The 23,278-nt window shown below is 64.8% G+C and carries 17 protein-coding genes; 5 read left to right on the forward strand and 12 right to left on the reverse strand.

Annotated features, from left to right (window positions below; translation table 11 throughout):
- Positions 1 to 318 precede the first annotated feature (318 nt).
- The 4 genes from BLV04_RS04435 (at position 319) to BLV04_RS04450 (ending at position 6,153) form a co-directional block, all read left to right on the forward strand.
- Positions 319 to 1,272, forward strand: coding sequence for a LysR family transcriptional regulator (locus BLV04_RS04435; RefSeq protein WP_093028555.1), 954 nt, complete (start codon positions 319 to 321; stop codon positions 1,270 to 1,272).
- An 87-nt stretch (positions 1,273 to 1,359) separates the two neighbouring features.
- Entirely contained in the window at positions 1,360 to 2,670 is a 1,311-nt protein-coding gene (locus BLV04_RS04440) for a glutaredoxin family protein (RefSeq protein WP_093028981.1), read from the forward strand.
- A gap of 112 nt (positions 2,671 to 2,782) precedes the next feature.
- The gene (gene dxs / locus BLV04_RS04445) at positions 2,783 to 4,759 is read left to right on the forward strand and encodes a 1-deoxy-D-xylulose-5-phosphate synthase (RefSeq protein WP_093028983.1); all 1,977 of its coding nucleotides are present in this window, start codon (positions 2,783 to 2,785) and stop codon (positions 4,757 to 4,759) included.
- On the forward strand, positions 4,756 to 6,153 hold the full coding sequence (locus tag BLV04_RS04450; RefSeq protein WP_093028557.1) for a DUF945 family protein: 1,398 nt from the start codon (positions 4,756 to 4,758) through the stop codon (positions 6,151 to 6,153). Before dxs ends, BLV04_RS04450 begins: the two co-directional genes overlap by 4 nt.
- Before the next feature lie 210 nt (positions 6,154 to 6,363).
- On the opposite strand, the gene BLV04_RS04455 is transcribed toward BLV04_RS04450, so the two are convergent.
- The 12 genes from BLV04_RS04455 to BLV04_RS04510 all read right to left on the reverse strand — a co-directional run bounded on the left by BLV04_RS04455 (position 6,364) and on the right by BLV04_RS04510 (position 22,639).
- The gene (locus BLV04_RS04455; RefSeq protein WP_093028559.1) at positions 6,364 to 7,602 is read right to left on the reverse strand and encodes a DUF3322 domain-containing protein; all 1,239 of its coding nucleotides are present in this window, start codon (positions 7,600 to 7,602) and stop codon (positions 6,364 to 6,366) included.
- Positions 7,599 to 11,021, reverse strand: coding sequence for an ATP-binding protein (locus BLV04_RS04460; RefSeq protein WP_093028561.1), 3,423 nt, complete (start codon positions 11,019 to 11,021; stop codon positions 7,599 to 7,601). Before BLV04_RS04460 ends, BLV04_RS04455 begins: the two co-directional genes overlap by 4 nt.
- Positions 11,008 to 11,445 carry a DUF29 domain-containing protein gene (locus BLV04_RS04465; RefSeq protein WP_093028985.1) on the reverse strand — a complete coding sequence of 146 codons (438 nt, stop codon included), beginning with the start codon at positions 11,443 to 11,445 and terminating at the stop codon, positions 11,008 to 11,010. Before BLV04_RS04465 ends, BLV04_RS04460 begins: the two co-directional genes overlap by 14 nt.
- A gap of 93 nt (positions 11,446 to 11,538) precedes the next feature.
- Positions 11,539 to 12,189 (reverse strand): DUF4194 domain-containing protein, encoded by a 651-nt coding sequence (locus BLV04_RS04470; protein WP_093028563.1) that lies wholly within the window; start codon positions 12,187 to 12,189, stop codon positions 11,539 to 11,541.
- 2 nt (positions 12,190 to 12,191) lie between these two features.
- Positions 12,192 to 13,646, reverse strand: a complete 1,455-nt coding sequence (locus BLV04_RS04475; protein ID WP_093028565.1) for a DUF3375 domain-containing protein — start codon at positions 13,644 to 13,646, stop codon at positions 12,192 to 12,194.
- Between the two features lie 241 nt (positions 13,647 to 13,887).
- Positions 13,888 to 14,094 (reverse strand): hypothetical protein, encoded by a 207-nt coding sequence (locus tag BLV04_RS04480; protein WP_093028567.1) that lies wholly within the window; start codon positions 14,092 to 14,094, stop codon positions 13,888 to 13,890.
- 268 nt (positions 14,095 to 14,362) lie between these two features.
- Positions 14,363 to 18,037: a hypothetical protein gene (locus BLV04_RS04485; RefSeq protein WP_093028569.1), complete on the reverse strand. Its 3,675-nt coding sequence runs from the start codon at positions 18,035 to 18,037 to the stop codon at positions 14,363 to 14,365.
- Positions 18,038 to 18,589: 552 nt separating this feature from the next.
- On the reverse strand, positions 18,590 to 19,603 hold the full coding sequence (locus BLV04_RS04490; RefSeq protein ID WP_093028571.1) for a tyrosine-type recombinase/integrase: 1,014 nt from the start codon (positions 19,601 to 19,603) through the stop codon (positions 18,590 to 18,592).
- Positions 19,590 to 20,564 (reverse strand): tyrosine-type recombinase/integrase, encoded by a 975-nt coding sequence (locus tag BLV04_RS04495; protein WP_093028573.1) that lies wholly within the window; start codon positions 20,562 to 20,564, stop codon positions 19,590 to 19,592. The genes BLV04_RS04490 and BLV04_RS04495 overlap by 14 nt, the downstream gene beginning before the upstream one ends.
- Positions 20,561 to 21,814 carry a site-specific integrase gene (locus BLV04_RS04500; protein WP_093028575.1) on the reverse strand — a complete coding sequence of 418 codons (1,254 nt, stop codon included), beginning with the start codon at positions 21,812 to 21,814 and terminating at the stop codon, positions 20,561 to 20,563. The genes BLV04_RS04495 and BLV04_RS04500 overlap by 4 nt, the downstream gene beginning before the upstream one ends.
- A gap of 268 nt (positions 21,815 to 22,082) precedes the next feature.
- On the reverse strand, positions 22,083 to 22,412 hold the full coding sequence (locus tag BLV04_RS04505; protein ID WP_093028577.1) for a type II toxin-antitoxin system death-on-curing family toxin: 330 nt from the start codon (positions 22,410 to 22,412) through the stop codon (positions 22,083 to 22,085).
- Positions 22,409 to 22,639, reverse strand: coding sequence for a hypothetical protein (locus BLV04_RS04510; protein WP_093028987.1), 231 nt, complete (start codon positions 22,637 to 22,639; stop codon positions 22,409 to 22,411). The genes BLV04_RS04505 and BLV04_RS04510 overlap by 4 nt, the downstream gene beginning before the upstream one ends.
- 23 nt (positions 22,640 to 22,662) lie before the next feature.
- Between BLV04_RS04510 and BLV04_RS04515 the strand changes: the two genes are divergently transcribed.
- Positions 22,663 to 23,247, forward strand: a complete 585-nt coding sequence (locus BLV04_RS04515; protein WP_245731714.1) for a DUF4172 domain-containing protein — start codon at positions 22,663 to 22,665, stop codon at positions 23,245 to 23,247.
- Positions 23,248 to 23,278: the final 31 nt, after the last annotated feature.

The raw sequence follows: 23,278 nt of genomic DNA on the forward strand, positions 1-23,278 counted from the left end.
GGAATAGTGAAGGAATTCGCCGGTCCAGATCGGTGCTGGTCCGCGGTCCCGCGTGTTGCGCTATGCGCTTGGAACCTGAGGCGGCAGTATATGCAAAAGCCTTATAATTACTAGTTAATATTGCTTATAGTCGACATAAGCATAGACTTATGTCTATGGTTCGGCCGTCAGCCATCAGCCATCAGCTGAAGGCACATCGACAAGTCGAAACGCCGCCATGCGTCGCGAAGCGGCGACCGTTGGCGTCACTTCCGGCCGATGCGTCTGCGCAGCGGGATATTGATTCCCGGAAATTGCCCTGAATGAGGACCGATCCGCGTGCACGTCTCGCTCCGACAACTCAAGGTCTTCGATGCGGTTGCGCGCCACCTCAGTTACACGCGCGCGGCCGAGGAGCTGCACCTGAGCCAGCCCGCGGTCTCGATGCAGGTGCGGCAGCTCGAAGAGGAGGCAGGACTGCCGTTGTTCGAGCGTCTCGGCAATCGCATTCTGTTGACGGAGGCCGGGCGGGAGGTCTACGACTATGGCCGGACCATCAACAGCGCCTTGCAGGAGATGGAAGAGGTGCTCGAGTCCCTCAAAGGGGTCAGTCGCGGTCGGCTGCACCTTGCGGTCGCGAGCACGGTGAACTACTTCGCGCCGCGCCTCTTGGCGATCTTCCAGCAGCGTTACCCGGGGATCGGACTGCAGCTCGACGTGACCAATCGCGAGCAGCTGGTGCGCATGCTCTACGACAACGCGGTCGATCTGGTGCTCATGGGCGTGCCTCCGACGGACATGGAGGTCGAGTCCGAGGCATTCATGGAGAATCCGTTGGTGGTGATCGCGCCGCCCGATCATCCGCTTGCGCACGAACGGGCAATCACTCCAGCGCGTCTGGCGGACGAGGTTTTCGTGATGCGCGAGCCCGGCTCGGGGACGCGGCAGACGATGGAGCGTTTTTTCACCGAGCGCGGTCTGACCATCCGCTACGGGATGCAGATGACCCGCAACGAGGCCGTCAAACAGGCGGTCCGCTCCGGGCTGGGCCTCAGTGTCGTGTCGATGCATACCATCGAGCTGGAGCTCGAGACGCGTCGGCTCGTCACCTTGGATGTCGAGGGATTCCCGGACCGGCGTCAGTGGTATCTGGTCTATCGCCGGGGTAAGCGCCTCTCGCCGGCGGCCAACGCCTTTCGGGAGTTCGTTTTGACGGAAGCTGCGGTCATTGCCCCGCCAATTTTTTTCGAGGCAGGGGCGAAGCCGTCGCATGAGTCGAACCCCGGTCGTTAGGGGGCGCAGGCGAGCGGGGATCGAGGCACCGCGAAGACCCGGCTCAACGTCTGCGATCTGATCAAGAATGGGGAGTTGGAGTTGACGATGTCGTTGTCGAACGCCTTGCGGACCCTGATCCTCGCCTCGCTCTTGGTGTCCTCCGCCTTCGTCGTCGCTGCATCCTCCGATCCCCCGGCCGATCCCGCTGCCGATCAGGCCCCGGATTGGGTGGTGATCGACGCGGAGGGTGAAACGAGGGTTCCGCTTTTCGTCTTCTGGTCCAAGACCTGTCCGCATTGTCGGGCGGCGCTTGGCTTTCTTGAGACCCTGCGCGAACAGGAGCCCTGGATTCAAATCAACGCCTTCGAGCTGGCGGCCGATCGTGCGCATGTCGCGCGTTATGTGGCGATGGCCGCCGCGCTCGGCGAGGAGGCGCGCTCGGTGCCGGCCTTTTTCGTCTGCGGGCGGATGTTGACCGGTTTCGACGACGCGGAGGGGGTCGGGGCACAGTTGGTGGGGTTGGCGAGGTTCTGTCGTCAAGTCGCGGGGTCGGGTCGTGAGGACGGTTCCGCGGAGTCGGCGCCGCCGTCGCCGGAGGGCATCCGGGTGCCGCTCTTAGGGGAGCTGGACCCCGCGGCCGTGTCGCTGCCCGTCTTCACGCTGGTGCTGGCCGGGCTCGATGCCTTCAATCCTTGCGCCTTCTTTGTACTCTTCTTCTTGTTGAGTCTGATGGTCCACGCCCGCAGCCGGGCGCGGATGCTGTTGATCGGCGGCACCTTCGTTTTCTTTTCCGGGTTGGTCTACTTCTTGTTCATGGCCGCGTGGTTGAACCTCTTCCTGGTCGTGGGCGGGGCGGCGGTGGTGACGACGGTCGCGGGGTTGGTCGCGCTTTTGGTCGGCGGGCTGAACGTGAAGGACTATTTCTTCTTTCGTCGCGGACCCAGCCTCTCGATCCCCGACCATGCGAAGCCCGGGCTTTTCGCGCGGATGCGCCGTCTGCTCGCGGCCGACCGTCTCGGGGCCATGCTGATCGGAACGCTCGTCCTGGCGTTGGCCGCCAACAGCTACGAGCTGCTCTGCACCGCGGGTTTTCCGATGGTCTACACCCGGGTGCTGACGCTGCACGAACTCTCGGCGCCCGCCTACTACGGCTACCTGGCCCTCTACAACCTGGTCTACGTCCTGCCGCTTCTGGCCATCGTTCTGATCTTCACCTTCACGCTGGGCGCGAAGAAACTCACCGAACGTCAGGGGCGGATTCTGAAGCTCCTCTCGGGTCTCATGATGCTGGGCCTCGGCGGTGTGATGCTGCTCTCGCCCGAGCTACTCGTCCATCCCGGGGTCGGCGTCCTTCTGCTGCTCTTTGCCGTCGGGGCGACGGCCGTCATCGCAGCCTTCGGCAAGGCCGCCGCCTGAGTGGGAGGCCGGAGGCGTTCGGGCAACGTCCGAAGAGGAACGCGTCGCTTAGCAGCCGCGCGGCGATTCGTCTAAACTAGCCGACCGTCTCAGTTATGCGCGAATGCCGACCATGCCCGACCGCCCTTCGAGTGAATCAGGTATCACCCTGCACCGCTATCCGTTGCTGGCTTCGATCAATTCCCCGGCGGATCTGCGCGCCTTGCCGGAGCATCTGTTGCCTTCGGTCGTCAACGAGCTGCGGGGCTTTCTCGTCGACACCGTCTCGCAAACCGGTGGTCATCTTGCGGCCGGCCTCGGCGTCGTCGAGTTGACGGTCGGTCTGCACTACGTCTTCGACACCCCCGGCGATAGGCTGGTCTGGGACGTCGGCCACCAAGCCTACCCGCACAAGATCCTGACCGGGCGGCGCGATCGCATGCCCAGCTTGCGCCAGAAAGACGGTCTCTCCGGCTTCCCCAAGCGCTGCGAGAGCGACTACGACTGCTTCGGCGTGGGCCATTCCAGCACCTCCATCAGTGCCGCGCTCGGCATGGCGTTGGCCGCGAAACAAAAAGGCGAGCATCGCGATGCCGTCGCCATCATCGGTGACGGGGCCCTGAGTGCCGGGATGGCGTTCGAGGCGCTCAACCACGCGGGGTCGATGGATATCGATCTGGTCGTTATCCTCAACGACAACGAGATGTCCATCTCGCCGCCCGTCGGTGCCATCACCAACCATCTCGCACGGCTGCTGTCAGGCAAGATCTACACCACCATGCGCGAGGGCAGCAAGACCGCCCTGCGCGGGATGCCGCAGCTGCGTCATCTGGTCGGTCGCTGGGAAGAGCACATGAAGGGCATGTTGATGCCGAGCACCCTGTTCGAGGAGCTCGGGTTCAACTATATCGGCCCCATCGACGGTCACGATGTGCATTCCGTGGTCAAGACGCTGCGCAACATCAAGGAGATGCGCGGTCAGCGCTTCCTTCACGTGGTCACTCAGAAAGGCCACGGCTACGAGCCTGCCGAGGGCCAGCCGGTGACCTATCACGGCGTCACGCCGTTCGATCGACGCACCGGCGAGCTGCGCAAGGGCGCGTCCAAGGGCCCGACCTACACGCAGATCTTCGGCAGTTGGCTCTGCGACACGGCCGAGCAGGATCCGCGCCTGGTCGGCATCACGCCGGCGATGTGCGAGGGGTCCGGCCTGACGGTTTTCTCCAAACGCTTCCCGGAGCGCTTCTTCGACGTCGGGATCGCCGAGCAGCACGCGGTCACTTTGGCGGCGGGGATGGCCTGCGAGGGCGTCAAACCCGTCGTCGCCATCTATTCGAGCTTCCTGCAGCGTGCTTACGACCAGCTGATCCACGACGTCTGCCTGCAGGGGCTGGACGTCACCTTCGCGGTCGACCGCGGCGGTCTGGTCGGCGCGGACGGTGCGACCCATGCCGGCAGCTTCGATCTGAGTTTTAGCCGGCCGCTTCCCAAGCTGGTCATCATGGCGCCGGGGGACGAGAACGAGTGTCGTGCCATGCTTCGAACCGCCTACGAGTATCCGGGTCCGGCGATGGTGCGTTATCCGCGCGGCGGCGGGCCGGGCGTGGCGATCGACCCCGAGACGCCGGCCCTGCCGATCGGTCGCGGCGAGATCGTCCGGCAGGGTCGCCGGGTGGCGCTGCTCGCCTTCGGCAGCATGGTCACCCCCGCATTGACGGCAGCGGAGAGCTTGGATGCGACGGTGGCCAACATGCGCTTCGTCAAACCGCTGGACGGCGCGTTGATCCGAGCGCTGGCCGAGGGCCATGATCTCCTGGTGACCGTCGAGGAGAACAGCATTGCCGGAGGGGCCGGGAGCGGCGTGGCCGAGTGGTTGGCCGCCGAGGGCATCGAGATCCCCTGCGTGCATCTCGGGCTGCCGGATCGCTACATCGATCACGCCGAGCATGCCCAACAGCTCGCCGCCTGTGGTCTGGATGCCGCCGGAATCCTTGCCTCCGTGCGCGACGCCTACGGGCTTCGGTTTCCCGGTCGCGACCTTTCGGCGGCCGCGGACGCCGGGTCTGCGGGCGGCGCCCGGGTCAGACAGCAGGGCGTCGACGCCGCATGAGGCGATTACTCGGCGGGGTAGCCCTGACGATCGCGATCGTCCTCGGATTGCTGCTCGCCGTCGGGCCGCTCGCACTCGGATATCTGGCCAAGGCCGGTTACGAGGATCTCCTGACCGATCTCGTGGAGGATCTGCCGGACCGGGAGATCCTCGAGAACAGCTACCAACGAGGCTGGTTCGCCTCCAGCGCCGCGTTCGAGGTGCTGATCCCGCCCGATCCGGCGGAACAAGCGCCGCTGCGGCCTACCCGGATTCGACTGGACAGTCGAATCGAGCAGGGGCCATTGCTCTGGCTCACGACGCGCTTCCCGCCGGTCATAGGCCGTGTCCACGCCCGGCTCGCGGTCGAAGGGCTTCCCGTTGTCCTGCCCGTGTTGCCGATAAGCATCGATCTGCACGGGGATGGCTCCGGCCGGATGCAGCTGCGGGTACCGCCGGGCGAGACCCTGCCGACGGCACAGGCGATGGGGCTGCAACATGGGCCGCTCGACGGCGATCTGGTCGTGTCCGCGGGTCAGGAGGCGGTCGAGGTACGGCTGATGCTCTCCGAGGGCGTGCTGACGACCCCGACCGGACCGCTCGCCCGCCTGTCGGATCTTCGATTCGAGGCCGATCGGCCCGATGATTCCGCCGGCACGGGTCGCTTGCGGGTGTCCTCGGTCGAGCTTATGGGCGCTACAGACGGGGTTGGCTCCGGGGCACCTGTCCAGTCGCAATTGCGGCTCGAGGGACTCTCCGCGACCCTGTCGCGAACGCTTCGCGAGGGTCTCCTGGATCTGCGTCTCGGACTCGCCGCGCAGCAGCTCGCAACGGCTTCCATGACCTACGGTCGATCGGAGCTCGGCCTCTCGGGCGAGCGTCTGGACGTCGAGGCGCTCGCCGATCTCGGCGAGGGCATCCGCCTGCTGGCCACCGACCAGGTCGGGCAGGAGATGCGGGGTCTCTTCACGGCCGGTCTGATCGCGGGTCTGGCACCGCGTTTCATCGCAAGCGCGACACGGATCGGCGTCGAGCCGATTCGGATCGAGACCCCCGACGGCCTTGTATTGGGGCGTCTCGATCTGCGTTTGGATCCGGGCACCGATTCACCGAGCCGCTTGACCTCGGGTGTCGTCGATTGGCTGATCCTGCTGCGGGCCGACGGCGATCTGGAGCTTCCCGAGGCGGTCGCGCTGGACTGGATGACGCGTTGGCTCGAGCCCGGCATCGAGGACGGTGCTCTCCCGACCTCGGAGTCGGCGGCAGAGCAAGCCGCGCGGCAAGAGGCGGAGACCCTGCTCGCCGGATGGATCCGCGATGGTTGGGTTACCCGGCGCGATACCCGGATCTCATCGGCCCTTCGTCTGGGCGACGGACTCTTGACCATCAACGGCAAGACGGTGCCGCTTCGGTAGATGATCTAAACCGCGTCCAGAGCGAGATGCCGACTTTCGAGTGAGCTCGACGTTTGCTGCATCCCCAACCCTTAGCGGGGATGCGGTTTAGAATGATATATTTTTTAAGATCTTAAGCCGCGCCGGCTCCAGCGGTCGTCACGTCGGCCGGGGCCGATCCCATCCAAAAACTTCGCATACCGCACCGGGCGCGGTTTAAGGCCGAGCGGTTCAAGAGGCGGCGATCGAGTCGATCTCCTCCACTACCCGGCCGCTGTTCTCAAGCAGCGCATCCGCGAGCGCAGTCTCCACCCATCTGAACCCGACCCGCTCCTGCTCGAGGCGGACGCCTTTGCGGATGCGGTTATCGCGCAGATCATCGAACAGGGCCCGTTCCGAGGCCGTGAGCCGCGGCAGATCGTGCATGACTTGATCGGATTCCTCGCCCCAGAGGGTCTCGTGCGCCATCAGGGTGGCGCGATCCATCAGGAAGGAGGCGACCCGGCCGAATCGGCCACGAAGCTGGTCGAGGATGGCGAAGCCGTGAGTGTCGATATCGCCCCAATAGTGCAGGGTGCAGTGTCCGAGCCACTTGGCCCGGGCCAGTGCATCCCAGCCATAGCCGGCGCCGAAGACGGCCAGCGAGGCGGTCGCGTCCGGGAAGGAGAGAAAATTGGTCTCGTTTTCGGTGATGAAGACATGTTGAATCGGGATCGCGAGACGGGCGAAGCTCTCCGCATCCAGGGCGACGTCGGCTCGCCCGGGACCGGGCAGCAGGGGAGCGGCGTCGTCGAGCAGGCGAAACCGGACCCGGTTGGGCTTGTCGAGAAAGCCGTAGCGCGCGGCAAACCGACCGACGCCGAAGCGATCGGCAGCGACCGCCTCGGCCGGCAAGACAAGATCCAACAGCTCCGAGAGGACGCCGCGATGCGCCTCGATGAACTTGCTGTGGATACCCGGGATGTCGACCTGCCGGATGTAGATCCCGGGACGCGGGTGAAGGCTGAGCCAGTCCACGACCGCCAGCAGGCGCTCCCAGTCCTCGGCCAGTGCGATGGCCTGTAAGGGACGTTTGGCGAGCCAGTCGAGCAGCGCCGGTTGTCTGGATCGTGTCAGCGCCGTGCAACGGCTGAATCGCGCCGCGTCGCCTCGTTTCCCGATGAGCGCAAGCGCGTCGTCGAGTGTGTCGACCCAGATGGCCTCGGGCAGACGCTGAGGACCGAGCACGCGATGATTGACCGCGCGCCAAGTGATCCGCAGACGCGGGATGGCCACCAGCTCGGCGATCCAGGCCCGCACCGCTTCGAACCGATCCGCCAGATCTGCAGAGCCGGGTCCCTTCAGCCTCAAACGCAGCGGGAATCCGCTCGCGCCGGTCATCCCGTCCGCGACCAGCGGACGCAGCAGCTCGCCGCGCTCCCAGAGTCGGTTCAGTTGCGTCTTGAGATCCGCCGCCGTCGTCCAGCTCATGCCGGCACGCTTGCGCTCGGCTCGGCCTTGCGCGCCCTGGACTCTTCGCGATACTCCTCGATCGTCAGATTGCGCAGCTTGGACTCGCGACCGCCTTCGTTGTGCACGAAGCCTACGGCGGAGACGAAGGGTTCGATGATGTGGATCTTTTGCAGCGGCGTGACGATCAGCAGTTGCAGGTTGAGCTGCTGAAATAGCCGTAGACCGTACTGCGCCGACTCGTCCGAGCCGCGCCCGAAGGCCTCGTCGATCACGACGAAGCGGAAGGATCGCGAGCGCACGGCACCCCATTCCAGCCCGAATTGGTAGGCGAGGCTGGCGGCAAGGATGGTGTAGGCGAGCTTCTCCTTCTGACCGCCGGATTTGCCGCCCGAGTCCGAGTAGTGCTCGAACTCTGTTCCGTCCTCGCGCCAGCGCTCGCTTGCGGCGAACAGGAACCAGTTGCGCACGTCGGTGACCTTGGCGGTCCAACGCCTGTCCGAATCGGTCTGGCCCTCGCGCCCGCGGAAGCGCTCGATGATGGTCTTCACCTGCAGGAACTTGGCCTCGGAATACTGCGCATCCTCGGAGCCGGTCAAGGCACCCTCGGTGCAGGCGCGCAGCTCGGACTGGAAGTCGCGGATCTCGGCGTCCGGGCTGATCTGGGATTCGAGCGCGATATAGCGTCCCGGGTTGTAATCGATCTGCGTGAGCGACTCGTTGATGCGCCCGATGCGCTCCTTGATGGTCTCGCGCTCGCGGGCGAGCTGGGCATTGAAGTTGGCGATCTCGTTGATGGTGTTGACGTTCAACAGCTCCTTGAATCGCGCCTCGAAGCGGGGCAGGTCGTCGCGTCCCAGCTGATCGAGCTGTTCTCGGTACTCGAAGGCCGCCTCGACGTTGGCGTCGAGCTCCTGGGTTTCGAGCTTGAAGGCGTCCTTGTAGGCCACCATCGCGGTGATGATTCGGTCGCGCAGGCCCTTGATCTTGCGTTCTTCGCTGTCGATCCGGCTCTGGAGCCAGGCGCGCATGTCCTGCTCGCGGTGGTCGCAGGACTCGACGGTCAATTGATGCTCGCCGAGCGCCTCGGTGCGCATGGCCTCGAGCCGCTCGGTCAGCTCGGCCGAGGGCGCGGGTCGGGCCGCGTCCCCGCCCGGTGCGAGGATCGCGCGGGTCTGCACTTGGAGCGCCTCGGCATCCTCTTGTTTTTGCTCGATCTTGGCGCGTTTCGATCTGGCCTCTTCCAGCTCGCCCTCGATCACCGCAAGCGCTTGGACGGCCTCGCCTAGGCGCTCATTGAGCTGTTTGAGCAGATCGGATGCCGACTCCAAGCGTTGCCGCTCGTCGATCAGTGCCGCGACCTCGGTCGCGACCGAGGCCCAATCCAGCTCGTTGAAGTCGACAAACTCTTCCAATCGCGTCAGTGCGTTCAGGCGGGCACCGAGCGCCTGTCGCTCGGACAAGAGCTTACCCGTGAGTGCGCCGATCTCGGCGAGACGGGCTTCGAGCCGACAACGCTTGGCCTCCAGCGTCTCGATCTTGGCCGCGTTGGTCCAGCCCAGGACATAGCGACTGCGGTCGTCGATGCGGTGACGGTCGTCCTTCTCGTGACGTCCGGTCGGATCCTTGATCTGGCCGGCGCGTGTGATGGCACGGGTCTCGCGCCGGAACTGCTCTTGCGTGATGCAGCAGGCCACGTCGAAACGATGGGCCAGCTCGCGCTCGAGCCAGTCGTAGAAAGGGGAGTCCGGTTTGACGGCGATCTTGTGGACCAGCGAATCGCGGTGCAGCTCGGGCAGGTCGCCCCGTTCCCCGGCACGCACCCGGGCGCGCACATGAAAATAGACCAGCCGACCACGCAGTTGGCTGCCGTCGACCCACTCGGCGACCGCCTTGTAGGCCGTGTCTGGCACCAACAGGGACAGGCCGAAGCCGCGCATCAGTCGCTCGGCCGCACCTTCCCAGTCGCGTTCGTCATCACGCACCTGCAGCAGCTCGCCCGCGAAGGGCATCGACTCTTCCGCAAGACCCAGAGCCTCGCAGAGCGCGGCACGGATCCGGATCTGCTGGTCGTCGATATTGCTGCGGCGGCGCTTCAGGCTCTCGATCTCGGCCTGAAGGGCGTCGTGCTCGAGCTGGCCTTGGCGCAGGGTCACGCTGTGCTCGGTCACCTCGTTCTGCAGATCGATGTCGCGCGCCTGCAAACCCTCACGCATCTCCGCGAGCCGACGCCGTTGGGCAAGGAAGGCCGTTTCGTCCGCGGCCGGGCTCTCGTCGAGACCGGTCGTCAGCTCGGCATAGCGTCGCGCCTTCACCTGACGAGCGTCGCGCAGCGCCTCCAGCTTCTTGATCTCGGCAGCCAGGCGTTCGAGCCTGTCCCCGCCGTTCTCGGCCACCGCGCGCTTGAGCTCGTAGACCTGGTTGCCTTGCTCCTCGCGACGGCCCTCGAGGCGCTTGACCAGGGCATCGACGTGCTCCCGGTCTTCCTGAAGGTGCGCCAGACGTTTCCCGAGCAGCGCCAGCTTCAAACCCGCGAAATAGACACGCAATCCGTCACGGCAGCCTCTGAGAACCTCGACCTCGCGCGTCAGGCCGGCGTGACGTTCGCAGTCCGCCACCAAGGGCGTGAGCATCTCGACCTGGCGCTTGGCCTTGAGCACCGCCTCGTGCGCGCGGTTGAGGTCGTCGAAGTGTGCGATCAGCGCCTTGATGCGGGGCTCCACCGCGAAGGGCTCCAGCATATGTCCGCGCACGAAATCGGTGAGGTTGCCGACGGACTTCATCGAGACCGTCTGATGAAAGAGTTCGAGCGCCTGCTCGCTGTCGATGCCCAGTCGGCGCCGGAACCAGGCGCCGTATTTGGGGAAGCCGTCCTCGATCTCGGCACCGAGCCCGCGCAGCTTCTTGCGCAGTTGGGCGATGTCGGTTCCGAAGCGGGAGAAGTCGGTCGCGATCGAGAGATCGCGCTCGGCGCAGACGAAGAAGCGGGCCGGCTGGCCCTGCGCCTCCTTCATCCAGAAGACCTGCGCGAGGGTGACGGTTTGGTCGTAGCCGGCGTTGTGGAAGACGCCGAGGATGACGGAGTAGTTGTTGTGATCGCGCAGGCTCACGGGCTTGGCCGCACCGGTCACCTCGTTGCGCTCGGATTTGTAATGCCCGAGCACGTAGGAGCGCAGCGTGCGCTCCTTGCTGTCCGCACCCGCGGCCTTGTTGTAGGCGATGCGCTGAGCCGGGACCAAAAGGGTCGTCACGGCATCCACCAGGGTCGACTTGCCCGAGCCGATATCGCCGGTCAGCAGCCCGTTCTTGCCGTCGAGCAAAAGGGTCCAGACGCGCCCGTCGAAGGTGCCCCAGTTGAAGACCTCCAGGCGCGACAGACGAAAGCCCGACAGGCGGTCGTCGGCGACGAAGTCCAGGTCGAGCGATTCAAGCGGCGGCATCGGGCCAGTGATCATCCTGTATCTGTTCGACGGTGAAAGGGCATACGGCGGGAAAAAGCGTTTCCTCGACGCCGATCTCTCGTGCCGCTTGCAGTGTCGCCTTGGCGTAGGCGTCGTGGATAAACGCATCGAGACGGGCGCGAAGACTCGGATTGTCGCGGAGTAAGGCAGCCACATCGAGTCGTTGGATCTTGATGGTCAAGCGCCAACTGTTGCCGCGTCGCTCCGGCTGATACCGCCACTTCAGCAGGTGCGCCAAGAGGATCGCCAGACGGTTGATCAATTCGCGCCGCTCGCTTGCCCCCATGCTGTCCAACTCCTCGATCAGATGCGCAACATCCAAGTCATCGAACCGCCCTTGCCGGAGTAAGCTCGCTTGGCGCTCGGCCCATTCCGAAAAATCCTGCTCGTAGAGCGGTGTCATGGCTTGCCTCGCACCCTTCGCGTTGAATGATCGCCACATCGTCACGCGATTGCCGAATGGTTTCAACCCCTTGCGTTGCTCGTCCATAACGGCTCAACCGTCTTTGTCCGGATCGACCTGCGCCCGATAGACCGCCAACCGTGCGTCGAAGTCAGCCAACCATTGGGCATCGACGAACGCCTTCAGGATCCGCCGCACCTCGTAGCTGTCCGGGCCGCGAGCGGAGCCGCCGGCTGTCTTGAGACGGCGCAGGAAGCCCAGCTCGACGACCTTGTTGATGTGGGTCTCGATCTGGTCGATGAGTCTCGCCTCGTTGCTGCTTTGGGGCAGGAAGACCCGCACCAACTCGACGATCTCGTCGCGCGAGAGCACGAGCCGCGTCTCGGCCCCGCCCGCATCGAACTCGGCGAGTTTCTTGCGCAGCAAGGCCAGCAGGAGGCTGACCGGAAACGACAGCGGCCGACGCGCGACGAGACGCGGCAACTTGGGCGCAGCCTCGTCCTCGGCGGTTTCGGTACGGCTCTTGAGGAACGCGTACCCTTCCGCCTCGTCGAGCACCAGCTCCAGTCCGAGCACCGCCACATAGTCCCGAACCCGCGCCTGCAGGTCGAGGAGCGTGCCCCAGAGTCGCTCGTCGCCCTCGCGATAGATGACCCCTTTGAGCAGGCCGATCACCAGCGCGGACAGCTCCGCCCCGGCCGCGAGCGCCGGGGCGTCCCGGGCCTGTCCTTGGTCGTCGTCCATCCTCACCTCTCTCTGACAAAGATGACGCGGGGCAGCCGGGCGGCCTTTCGAACCGCCATGCCGTCGCTCGCGTGCGTCTCCCAGACAATCACCTCCGGGGCATTCTCGTCCAGGGTCGTCCTGAAGGCGTCGCTGCCCAACTGAAGATAGGCCACCAGCTCCGCGAGGCCCTGCGTCAAGGGCTGCAGCTCGGTCAGCTCGCGCAGCGTGACCTGGGAGCGATCCTGCAAGGCGTGGCGGATGTGGCGGGCAAGTTGCGCGCGGTCGACCACGACCTGCGCATAGAGCGCATCGGCGTCCAGATCGGCGTCGCCCGCCTGCAGCTCCAGATCCGCGATTACCGGTTTCAGGGGCGGGGTGAAGAGCGGGCGCTCCATCGGCAGCTCGACTGCGGCGGCGGACTCGGCAATGTGCATCACCTCGCCGGTCGGCTGATGCTCGCGCAGGGCCAGCGCCTTCGCCTCGATCCCGTGCAGGATGTCCATGATGCGCCGATTCTCCAGCCACGCCTGGTCGTCGAGAAAGCGCCGCAGCTGCTGCGAGAGCTGTGCAACCGTGCGCTGGGTGTGCTCGCCGGCCTCGAGCCAGTCGTAATGCACCCGACGGGTGCGGGCATCCGGCTTCAGGTCCGCGACCGGGGGCAGGGCGAGCACCCGGTCCAACAGTTCGGTGAGCTCCTCCTGCCGGCGGCTGGACATTAGGAAATCCCAAAAGGCCCGGAAGCTGCGTCCCTGGTCGGAGTCGGCGATGGCGTCGCGCTCGCCCATGATCTCCTCCAGGAGCGCGCCCTTCGCACCCTCCCAGAGCGCGATCCGCTCGCGCACCCGCCGATCGAGCAGACGGAAGTTGTGCTCGACCTCGCGAAAATCGGTGAGCAGCTCGCGCGCCAGCTGCATGAACTGCTGGAAGCGATCCTTCAGCGCCGTGTCGTCCAGCAGCGGCACGTTGCCCCCCAGCACCCGCGCGATCTCGGCATCGATCTCGTCGCGCCGCTTGACGAGCTCCGCGATGCGCTTCTCGGGATCGGCCTCGCTGCCCTCGCTCATCTGTTTGAGCAGCTCGAACAGGGTCAAGAGCCGCGACTCCGTCCCCACGAAGCTGCGCTCCGAGAGGGTGCCGAGCCAGGCGATCGCCTTCTCGGTCGCCGGGGTCAGGTCGAACTGCGGCTCGTCCGAATCACGGGCGTAGAACTTACGCAGCCAACCTTTATCCGGGCCGGCCCAGTCGTTGAGATAGTCCAGCGCCGATTTGGGGAAGCTGCCCTCGCCGAGACGCTCGCGCAGGGCATACAACTCGTCTTCCAGCGCCTCGGCCAGATCCGCCGCCGCCATCACCCGGACATTCGGCTGCACGAAGACGCGGTTCAGAAAGCTCGCCACCAACGGCGCATGATCCGAGCGCAGCAGCCGCCATGCGGGGTGGTGGGTGCGCAGCGTGTCGAGGGTCGTGAAGTCCATAATCCTAGGATGATGCCTCAGGAGCGGGTCGTCTGCGACCTTTGATGGACCGAAGGCATGGACCTCGGATCAGCCGGCGACGGTCGCAGTTCGAGCATCTGATGCGCGGCCATTCGCAGACACCCGGACGCCATTCGCTCGCGCAGGCCGGCGCGCGGGTTCTCTCAACGGACCGGGTAGACATCCGTTTGCCCGCGAAACATGCGGTGAAAAATGGCGATCTTGTCGCCAATGGAGAAATTCAGGTGCTTCCGATCAGGAGCGCACCGCGAAGGCTCGGCAGGAAAGTCACCGATTCGATCATGACGATCGATGTGACGAGTGAGTTGCGCGTCGAGGCGCTTCGATTCAGACAGCTTGAGTTGCACGGCTCACGCAGGCGTCTACTCGACTCGAAGGCGCCGAAGTCGGGTAGCCCGGGATCACGATGGGCGACATCGAGCTTCATTGGCGGCTGTTGTTTCCAAGAGTATCTCCTCACGAATCTCCAAGATTCGCCCACCCGACCCCTGGCTTTCTTTCGGCGTTACGTCACTGGCTGAGAGGTGGCGGCAAGGTCCGGTCACGACCCGAAGCGGTCGAATGCACTGGCGGCGCGGACGTCTGCTGTGCCGACGTCACCAGACGGCCGTCCCCGGTTCGTCATGCCATATGCACAAGAGAAAAGGGAGCCGACCCCCTCGATACAACGACGGCGCCGATTTGGCGCGATTCAGTCAGGCCTTCGCCGTGCTGACGTGCAGCGCGATCGAAAGATCCTCCGCGAGCAAGGCTGCCTGAAGGTTCATCAGCGCCTCTCCACCGGGCGTCAATTGGCTATGTGTCAGGGCCGCGACTCCTTCGGCCAAGGCGACGCGCCCTTGCACAACCTCGTCGCTCAGACGACGCGGCAGCGCTTGAACAGGTTTTCCCTCCGCGAGCGTCTCGAACGCGACAAGGGCTGCGGCGAGTCGTCGCTCATCGTCCTCTCGCACCGTGCGCTCGACACCGGGACGTCCGTCCACACCAAGATCGAAGCGACGCAGCCCGTCGAGCTCGACGATAAGGTCGAGTGCGGGCTGGGCTGCTTGGGTCAGGGCATCGTCTAGGCGGCGCAGATGGAGCGTGTCGAGCCAATCGTCGGCGGAGTATGGCAACGAGTACAGCGTAGATACTCCGCCGACGGTTAGCCGCGACACCGCAAGCCCTTGGATGCGCGGTACTATCCAGATGCGGCGCCCTTCACCTACAGCGGAGCGGACACGCGGCCTTTCCTCCAGGTTCCACGCCAGCCAATCCGCGAATGACCTAAGCGTCGCAATTGCTAGAAGTTCCAAGGTGGGCCAGGGCAAGGGGTCGTCCCAATTCGGGCGAGCGTGCAGCTCAAGTTCGATACCTGCACTCTTCAGTTCGGCTTCGACCCTTCGCAAGTAGTTGGTAGAGCGTGCCTGTAGCCCGTGTTCGACGGAGACCTTGGCGAGGCGTAGGGCGTTTCCACGGGCAGCGTGGCGAGTTCTAGGTGCCCAAAGCTGTGTCGGCTTGGCGGTCCGTGTGCCAGCCTCCGCTCCTAGCAGACGCAGCGCGGTGACTACGCCCTCTAGGCTCCGCAAGAGTTTTTCTGGAGGCCCGCCGACCAGTTCCCAGGGTTCGTTGTGTGCTTCGCGCGCGTTCTTGAGGAGGTCGCCCGTCCACATCACAAAAGCGCCGTACCCTTCCGGCAAATCTATGAAGCGTCGAATGAGATCGGCAGAACAAGAAAACAACAGGTTCTGCAGGGACGTAACATGGTTCTCTGGAGCTTCGCCAGTCAGAAACTCGCGCGATGGCGGGGTGAGCGCGCGAGATGCTTGGTGCACGTCGCTTAATCGCTCCCAAATCTTAGGCGGTGGCTGCTTGCCCCGCAGCACGCTGTCCAAGATACGTTCAAGAGGGGGAAGCAGTTGCTCCAGCAACGTGCTGGCATGCTTCAAGTATTCCGTGTAGCTTTCTGTTGCGATCAGCCGCGCTGCCGCTGACATCCAGCGCCGGTTCCACTCGGGCAACGCCTTGGGCGCTAGATTTTCGCGCGGTATGCGCTTGGTGGCGAGGGGAAATTCCGGCAGGCCGGATGGAAGACCATCCGCGGCGACCGCGTCGACGGAGGCCACCGCTGCCGTAGGATCCAGCCCGAGCAACGCCTCACAGAGCCGCACAACCTCCTGGTGCACGTCCGGCTGAGCCGACGGCGCGACGTGGAAAACGGAGCCGCGCAGCACGCGACCTTCGGACGCCACTTCGACTTCCACCGGCCCAGCCCATGGTGTTTCGGCCGAGACGCGGGCCAACAGACGCTCGCGGACACCACCGTTCGTCCAAGCCGCTGCTGTCTGCGGATCAATCAGCCGTGCGGCGCCCAACAGATCCGCGGCTCCGATGAGATCGACTCCATCGAAGTCAGGCCTCACGGCGCCGAGCGCTCGCTGGACACTCTCGGGAATGTTCGTCCCTACCAGCACGCCCAAGAGCGCTCGAAGACGGGGCGTATCGGCACCGGCAATGAGGGCGCTTATGGCGTCCGGAGAGAGCTTGGAAAGCAGATTCTGACGCGGATCGGACGTTGACCGGTTCTGCAGCGCAAGCACGGCTCTCCGCAGACGTTCCGGGAACGGTAGAGATGAGAGGTCCGTACCCGCAACGGCCAACATGACGGCCGAGGTGACCTGCGTCGGCTCCAGGCCGAGCGACAACGCTTCGGGTACCCAGCGCCGCAGGGTGCTCTCGATGTATGCCTGTCCCAAACCGGACAGGGCGGCCACCGCGGCGACCGGGTCACGGTCGCGCTCTAGACGATCCGCTAGCTCCTCCAGGAGGGCGGGGGTTTCGCCCGGACGATGGACGATTACGTAGGTCGCCAAGGCTTCCAGGCTAGCGCCGGTGGCGGTTCGGACGGCTTCAGCGACCGTGTGTGACGGCGTGGGCAGCGGGTGAGCATGACAGAGATCAAATAGGGCCGTCGACCGGAGCTGGTGCAGGCCACCCAACCGCCCGGCGCTCGGCTCGGCGACGAGGTGCTCGTCAATGAGCCGACGCAGCGCACGGGTGAGGTCGCCCTGGTCGATGCCCAGTACGCCAGGCAGCCGCTCGGCATCGATCATGGCCCCGGCGGCACCGGCGAGAGCCGTGATACGAAGAATGGCCAGCTCCGTATCCCGCCCCTCCCGGAGCCGTCGGTCGACTTGTTCCCCGAGGACAATCTCGAGACGGTCGCCGCGGGTCAGAATGTGTGTGTACTCAAGCAGAAGTCCGTCGCTGCGGATCCATGGCTCCCGCCAGCCCGCCCAAGAGGTCTGACCTTGATCCAATAGCCGGCGCCAGATCCTTTCCGCCACCGCCTCGTCCACGGCGGGGCGGATCTCGGGAGCGCGGGCCCGCGAAGGCAGCAGAAACACATCTTCTTCTCTGACCGAGCCCAACAGCAAGACGCCGCTTCCCGCGCCGACTTCCCGGAGCAGCCCATCCCAAAGGCCAGCGAGCCCCCGACCGACATCATCCATGACGAAACCGACCGGCGCCGCATGCGAGGCCCTCAGTGCACGCGCGAGGCGGGCGAGCAGGTGGGCATCCCCGGCATCGCCTCGTTGAACTTGGAACCATCGAATTGTATGTCGAGCCGCTCGCGCCGTTTCCCACATCAAGGCGGACTTGCCGGCGCCCGACGGACCCACGATCAGTGCCGCCCCGCGCGCATCCAGAGCGTCAAGCACGGCCCGGCGCGCCTCTGGTCGCTCGGCGACAAGCCCGGCAGCGAGGTGACCGGGACGCGTGTCGATGCCTTGGTAGAAGGCCAAATCGTCCGCGGGTGTGAGGAAATCGACGGCGTCACAGTAGCCGTCGCGGAGGGCTGCCTCCATTCCGGTCAGATCCAGCAGGGGCTCCAGTCGGCGGACGCTCGCCTCCACGTCCGACACAGTCAGACTTTCGAAACAGTCGTCCTTTACCAAGCCGTTGGCGTCCGCCAAGGTGGCGATTCGTTGTAGCAGCTCACCGTAATGGACCTGCGCCGCCAGGGGCGCGCAGGGTACGGTGTGCGTGATGACCTTCACCGCCGCCTCAAACGGCGCAGGCGCGATCCAGACGCGGGTGCGCGGCGCGAGCGCCGCCCATCGCGGATCGCTGCGCAATGCCTTCGCCAAGCCGGGGTGATCAGGGAGGGCATGGTCGACTGTCGGCCCCTCTACGACAGGGCGCTCCAAGACCAGGATCAAGTTGTCCGGCGCGGACGATGATGCTTCGGACCGCGCCCAAATTGCCCGCACGAAATCGGCGGCATCGCCCACGGGGAACGGGCCCAAGTGGTCGCGGCGCGACTTTACCTGCGCGAGGGCGGCACGTGTCGAACCGCGGAGTTCGTAGTCATCCCGTCCTTCGGGCATCACCTCGCCGTAGGGCAGTTCACCAGCCCAGCACCGGACCTCAAGCCAAACGCCGACCGCGTCCTGGTAGCGAAAGCCGCGACCCGCATGCGATCCCGCGCGCGACGTGACTGGTGATGAGGCCCTCATTCAATCCCGCCCACATTCCGACGCGTGGCCAGCCGGGGCCTCGGAATCACCTGAAATATCAGTTCGTGACCGATAACGCCGACGATGTAGGGCAACACACGAGCCTCCTTCACGCTTCCTGCTCCGCATCACCAATGGTGACTAGCGCCGAAACTCAGCCGTCGTCCGCGGGATTGCTCTCACTCGCCTGAATCACGAAATCCTGGGCGGAATGACGGGCGGTGGAGAAGTTTTGCGAGTTTCGGGAGCAGTATACCTAACCCATATTCATGCCGAGTGTCGGTCGTCCACTCGACTGCGGACGTCAGTCCGCGCGGAATCGATGGCTGCTCCTGGCCGCTATGTAGAGTTTGCAATTATGTAGAGTTTCGGCGCCGACCCCAGCAGTACCGGGTATCGGCGCGATCGTTTCCTCTACATAAATTATAGGTTCTGAAGGAACTGCATCAGAGCATCGGACGGCTGGAACCTTGCCGGTTCCATTCCAGGCTCCTGAAGTCGAGCCAGAGCCGCTTTCTTCATCGCCAGGTCGGCCTCGACGTACCGGTGAGTGGTTGTCATGTTCTCATGGCCCAGCCAGAGCGCGATCACGCTGAAGGCCACGCCGGACTGCAGCATATGCATGGCCGTCGAGTGCCTCACCGAGTGCGGTGATATGTGGCGCTTGGTCAGGTTGGGGTACACCGCGGCGGCCCGGGCGACGGCGATATCCAGGCGTTTGTTGACATTGGAGCGCGTCATCGTCCGCCCGTTGCGGTTCGGTAGCAAAGGTGCGTCGGCACCCAGCGAGGGATTACGCCGAAGCCAAGCGCGAATCGCCTGAACCGTGGAGGCCCACAAGGGTACGGAACGACGCTTGCGCCCCTTTCCGCGCAAATGCACGCAGGGCGAGGCGTCCAACACGACATCGCCGACATGCACGCCGATCATCTCCGAGACCCGCGCTCCGGTGTTGTAGAGCATGGCCAGCAGCAGATGATCGCGCTGTGAGGTCCAGGTCTTGCCCGGCTCGCCGATCACGGCCATCATCTCCTCGCGGGTGAGGAACCCGAACATGGGCTGCTCGAAGCGCTTCAACGGCACTCCCAGCGCCCGTTCGATGACATGCAAGGAGGCGATGTCACGGCGTGCGGCGAATTTCAGGAAGGCGCGCAGCGCGGTCAGTCGCAGATTGCGGCTTTGCACCGTATTGTCCCGCTGCTGTTCGAGGTGATCGAGGAAGGCCAGGATCAGTTCGGGCGCGAAATCCTGCAGCGACAGCGCGGTCGGCGCCTTGCCCAGACGCTGGTGGGCGAAGTGAAGGAACAACACCATGGCGTCGCGATAGGCGGCGACGGTATAGGGGCTCATGGCCCGCTGGCTGACCAGGTACTCGGTAAAAAATTGCTGGACCAGTGCGGGGAACGACGGTGCATCGGAAACCTTACCCTCGGACATGGTCCACCTCCGCATTCGGCGCCAGCGGCTCGAAATGCTCGGCGGCCAGTCCCATCAGTTCGGGCACGCCGGACAGGTACCAGTAGGTATTGGTCACCTTGGCGTGACCGACGTAGGTGGACAGGGCCAGCATCGCCTGGTCGATGTCCACCCCCTGGGCATGCCAACGCAACAGGCGAGTGACGATAAACCGATGGCGAAGGTCATGGACGCGGACGGCCGTGTGGGAACCGCGGTTGACCCAGCCCAACTGCTCGCGCAGCTGCTGGAAGATCCGATCCACCTGGCGCAGACTCAGGTCGCACCCGAGACGCCGGCCCCGGGTGCCGACGAAGAATGGCGTGTCCTCCTTGGCGCTGATGGAGAGGTTGCGCAGCCCCTGATACCCTCGCAATGCCTCCGTTGTACTGGGATGCAGCGGCACATAGCGGGACTTGTCGAACTTCGTCTGTCGCACCGTCAGCAGGCCCCCATGCAGATCGACGTCCGCCTGCCGCAAGTGCACCGCCTCGGAGACCCGCAGGCCCGTTGCCGCCAGCAAGCCGAACAGGGCCTCGTAGGTGGCCCCGCGCAGATCCGGTTCAAGACGCCGCGCGGCGGCCAGCAGCTCGAGGACCTCCTGTTCGGTGAAGATATGCGGGGCTGGTCGCCAGCCGATGGGGCCGAAGACCGTGCTATCGGGTACCTCGGTGCCTGGATCGAACTGCTGCAGCCAGCGGGTAAAGGGACGCAGCCGTTTGAGCCGCCGCGCCCAAGTGGTGGGATCATCGCTGTTGGTCTTGGCCTGGCGCGCCCAAGCGGCCATCACTTCAACCTTGAGCGGGCCGGCAAGCTCAAGGCTGTCGACGTAGCGGGCGAAGCTCTTGAGTGCAGGACCTGTGCTACGCAGGTGGTATCCGAGCCGGCGGCGTTCGGCCAGATACGCCTCGACGCGCGTTTGCATCGTGACCACGGCATTCATACCTCACCTCCCGGCCACGGCAAGGCCACCGCCGAGAGGTTACGGCTGTCGAGCTTGGCGTAGATCAGCGTGGTGTCCAGGGAGCGGTGGCGCAGGACATCGGCCACCTCCTTAAGCGAGCTGCCGCCCGCCAGCAGACGGCTGGCCATGGTGTGGCGCAGCAGGTGGGCGCGGGTATAGGGCAGGCCGGCGCGGGCGTAAGCTTGGCGGATCGTCTTGCCGACGCAGTCGGGGCCGATTGGCCGACCGCAAGGCGTGCCGTGGCGGACAAAGACCGCCCGGCTGTCTGTCTGCGGACGCTCGAGACGGAGGTAATCGGCGATGGCGCGAGCGGTCGCCGCCGGTAGCGGGAGGCGATCTTCGCGGCGGCCCTTGGTCCGGCGCAAGGTGATGGTTCCGGCACGCCAATCGATGTCATCGAGCGAGAGTCCCGCGACTTCCCCGCGGCGCAAGCCCAGATCCAGCGCACAGCGCACCATGGCATCGGCGCGGTGTGCCGAGCGTCCATCCCCGCCGAGAGCCGCCTCCAGGCGCTCAACCTCGGCACTGCTCAGGGTCTGGGGTAGGGAGGCTAGTTTCCACTTGATCGGATAGGCGAGCACGCCGATCAACCCGTGCACCCGATCGCCACAGGCGGTGCGGAAGCGGAAGTAGCCGCGCAAGGCCGAGATCATGGGGCCAGCGTTACCGGGCGACCCGTAAAGCTTGATCTGGCACGCCACGAATCGGCGCAGGTCCTCGGGCGTGAGCGCCGAAATCACAACCGGCCGATCAGCGAACTGCTCCCGGAGCAGGCGCCGCACAGTACGCAGGTAAAGTCTGCGCGTCGTCGGCGCCAGCCCGCGGACATGGTCCATATGGGCGTCGAAGCGGCGTAGTTCCTCGTCGACCGGGGTCGCTCCCGGTGCCGCTTCGGGAATCACCGCCTCGGCACGCAGGACCAAGAGCAGATGCCCGAGTGCTGCGCGCAGCTCGATGCGATTCCGGCACACCGGCCGGGCGCAGTCACACCGGGGCAGATGGTCGTCGAGAAATCGCCTCACCAAGTCCTCGTCGATGCGCTCGATGTTCAGCTGGCACTGATTCATCCAGCGCCCGAAGTGGGCAAGGCAACCGAGGTACTTCCGGATGGCTTTCGATGCGTGGCGCCGTTCAGCAAGGTAACGCGTGAACGCGTCAATGTAGGTCGCCAAAGGGCTCGCGACGAGCCAGTCTGTCGGTAGACGGAAAAGTTGTCGAGTCGAACTCATCACGGTCTCCTGTTGTGCTGGGATGGCACTTCAGGAAACCGCAAAATTATGTTGAGTTCACCAGCGAGCTTCCTCGCCCGCACCCAGCAACCACGGCATCTACCGCTGACGGACAGACCCGAACTCTACATAAAAGCGAACTCTACATAGCGGTCATTATGTAGCGCTCTACATAATGGCCGAATGCGGGCTGCGGGGGAATCCTCAAGACGAACGAGAATCGCGGAATCGCTCGGGGGATCGGCGACGGTGGACGTGCCCGGCAAGGTCAGCGCGGATCATCGTGAGAGTTTCGTGGGAAATAAAGTGAACGACGACGAGAACTCCGTAAGTGCCTGTGGTTTATGCACACAAAGTCGTCGACGGGGGCAAAGCCAACACGCTTGTTGCCGTCCACGAAAGGATGGTTGGTGGCGAGGCTCTCGACCAGTGCTCCCGCTTCGGCCACGATGTCTTCGTAGTAACCGGTCTGCGGCCGGAACAGGGCGGCTTCGAGCGCGCCTGGATCGCACACGCCGGGCGCTCCGCTATAGCGCCGGATCAAGACAGTGTGTATGCCGAGGACGTCGGCTACGGTTGGAAAGTCGCGATCGGTCACTTGGCCAGTTTACGGTACAGGCTGTCGAACTCATCGAGACTGGAGGCGAACGCGGTCATGACATGCCGCCGCGGCCGCTCCTTCTGCTGGCGGTCGATGTACTCGCGCAGGGCTTCGTCCAACACGGATTGGAATTGGCGCCCCTGGGTTTCTGCGATCTGACGCAGTGCCGCAAGGACCTCGGGCGCAGCTTGGGATGAGAACTTCTCGCGGGCAGTGGTGGACATGGCCGATTCCGTCAAGATGAATCTTGCTGTTGCAGGGTAGGGCATCGTGGAGCCCTTGGCCAAAGATCAAGGCGATTTGCGCCCACTTTCACCGCACAACGTGCGGCGAACAACTCGAGCATGCGGAGAATCCGGCCCATAATCTCCGCATGAACAGCGGTGATTACACCTACATCTGGCAGGCCAACGATTGGCTGAGCTGGCGCTATGACCTGGCGGCATTGGCCGGCCCGATGGCAGACGTGAGTCGCGCCCTGGGTCTCTTGCTGGGACGCCTGGCCGATGTCGGGATGGCGCGGCGCGATCGGGCCAGCCTTGGCGCGCTCACCGCGGACGTGGTGAAGACCAGTGAGATCGAGGGTGAGCAGCTCGATGTCGAATCCGTGCGTTCGTCCATCGCCCGTCGTCTTGGCGTGGACATCGGCGCTCCGGCCCCGGTTGATCGTCACGTCGAAGGCATGGTCGAGATGGTGCTTGATGCCACCGCCGACTGCCATGCGCCGGTGTCGCGTGTGCGGTTGTTCGGCTGGCATGCCGCACTGTTTCCCGCCGGCTGCTCAGGTCTATTCAAGATGAAGGTCGGATGTTCGCCGGGCCCGTCCCTCTGAGACATCAATGGCCTGCTCACGTCTGGCGTAC

It is taken from the genome of Thiocapsa roseopersicina (assembly GCF_900106925.1).
GTDB classification, from domain to species: Bacteria; Pseudomonadota; Gammaproteobacteria; order Chromatiales; family Chromatiaceae; genus Thiocapsa; species Thiocapsa roseopersicina.

Bases quoted from the DNA above. Each gene is read 5' to 3' on its own strand.
- BLV04_RS04460 (WP_093028561.1), bottom strand. From the start codon at position 11,021: ATGCCGCCGCTTGAATCGCTCGACCTGGACTTCGTCGCCGACGACCGC.
- BLV04_RS04500 (WP_093028575.1), bottom strand. From the start codon at position 21,814: ATGAGTTCGACTCGACAACTTTTCCGTCTACCGACAGACTGGCTCGTC.
- BLV04_RS04455 (WP_093028559.1), bottom strand. From the start codon at position 7,602: ATGAGCTGGACGACGGCGGCGGATCTCAAGACGCAACTGAACCGACTC.
- BLV04_RS04510 (WP_093028987.1), bottom strand. From the start codon at position 22,639: ATGTCCACCACTGCCCGCGAGAAGTTCTCATCCCAAGCTGCGCCCGAG.
- BLV04_RS04475 (WP_093028565.1), bottom strand. From the start codon at position 13,646: ATGGACTTCACGACCCTCGACACGCTGCGCACCCACCACCCCGCATGG.
- BLV04_RS04485 (WP_093028569.1), bottom strand. From the start codon at position 18,037: ATGCCCGAAGGACGGGATGACTACGAACTCCGCGGTTCGACACGTGCC.
- BLV04_RS04440 (WP_093028981.1), top strand. From the start codon at position 1,360: ATGTCGTTGTCGAACGCCTTGCGGACCCTGATCCTCGCCTCGCTCTTG.
- BLV04_RS04465 (WP_093028985.1), bottom strand. From the start codon at position 11,445: ATGACACCGCTCTACGAGCAGGATTTTTCGGAATGGGCCGAGCGCCAA.
- BLV04_RS04490 (WP_093028571.1), bottom strand. From the start codon at position 19,603: ATGTCCGAGGGTAAGGTTTCCGATGCACCGTCGTTCCCCGCACTGGTC.
- dxs (WP_093028983.1), top strand. From the start codon at position 2,783: ATGCCCGACCGCCCTTCGAGTGAATCAGGTATCACCCTGCACCGCTAT.
- BLV04_RS04470 (WP_093028563.1), bottom strand. From the start codon at position 12,189: ATGGACGACGACCAAGGACAGGCCCGGGACGCCCCGGCGCTCGCGGCC.
- BLV04_RS04450 (WP_093028557.1), top strand. From the start codon at position 4,756: ATGAGGCGATTACTCGGCGGGGTAGCCCTGACGATCGCGATCGTCCTC.
- BLV04_RS04495 (WP_093028573.1), bottom strand. From the start codon at position 20,564: ATGAATGCCGTGGTCACGATGCAAACGCGCGTCGAGGCGTATCTGGCC.
- BLV04_RS04480 (WP_093028567.1), bottom strand. From the start codon at position 14,094: ATGAAGCTCGATGTCGCCCATCGTGATCCCGGGCTACCCGACTTCGGC.